The following is a 916-nucleotide window of genomic DNA, read 5'->3' on the forward strand; positions in this document are numbered from 1 at the left end:
TAGACCTCTTGCAAAAGTCATAAACCAAGCTCGAAATTAACAACACTGGCGAATAGCTTCATTCTAAGATCATAACGCTGACGACGGTTGCGATACTTATGAGCCACGATTTTGAACAACTTGATTAAGCCTATTTTGTGCTCAACCATAATACGAAACTTAGCCAGATAGTGATTGGCTTGTTTGCAGAGCGCTAACAGCTGACCACCACGTGGCTTTTTAAAGGGGGTGAAGCTTTGTTCATGTAACTTTGCAATGCCCTGATAGCCACTATCGGCTAATAGTTTAGTGTCACAAGGAAGCCAGTCAGGACAAGTATCTTTATACAGCTTAAAATCGTGCACTGACCCTTTGGACGTTTGAATATCTAATATTAAGCCTGTTTTCCAGTGGACGATCACTTGCGCTTTTAAGGTGTGTTGTTTCTTCTTGCCGCTGTAGTGCTCTCTTTGGTTTTTTTTGGACGCTCAATTGGGGTTTCAGTGGCATCGACGATGACGACTGTCCAATTAATATCGTCATCGACTCTACTAGGCAGCTTTTTAGGCAGTTCAAACTTGCCTGAATCAATAAGAACATCTTCTACTTTACGAATGATACGACTGGCAGACGACTCATGAATGCCAAAGTCCATACTGATGTGGTACAGCGTTCGATACTCACGCCAATAAGTAAGTGCTAGTAGTATTTGTTCTTCAAGACTAAGCACGCTTGGTCTACCTGATTTAGTCTTTTGTGCTTCACATTGCTGCATAGCATCCAGCATTTCATGGAAGGTCGCTTTATGAATGCCTGTATAGCGTTTAAAGCCTGCATCATTTTTTTTGAGTAGTTTATCTATGTTTGGCATGGTTCCTAGCCAGTTGTGGATGTGTTTCTTATATTAAATCTCTTTGCTACTTTTGCAAGAGGTCTA

The 916-nt window shown here is 41.3% G+C and carries 2 protein-coding genes; both read right to left on the minus strand.

Going from position 1 to position 916, the window contains the following annotated elements:
- Positions 1 to 17 precede the first annotated feature (17 nt).
- A complete protein-coding gene (locus JFC08_RS13615) occupies positions 18 to 401 on the minus strand; it encodes a transposase family protein (RefSeq protein WP_244656536.1) in 384 nt (127 codons plus the stop codon).
- Positions 402 to 409: 8 nt separating this feature from the next.
- Complete coding sequence (locus tag JFC08_RS13620) at positions 410 to 850, minus strand: transposase family protein (RefSeq protein ID WP_193007402.1); 441 nt, start codon at positions 848 to 850, stop codon at positions 410 to 412.
- Positions 851 to 916: the final 66 nt, after the last annotated feature.

Source organism: Psychrobacter cibarius (assembly GCF_016107535.1).
GTDB lineage: Bacteria > Pseudomonadota > Gammaproteobacteria > Pseudomonadales > Moraxellaceae > Psychrobacter > Psychrobacter cibarius.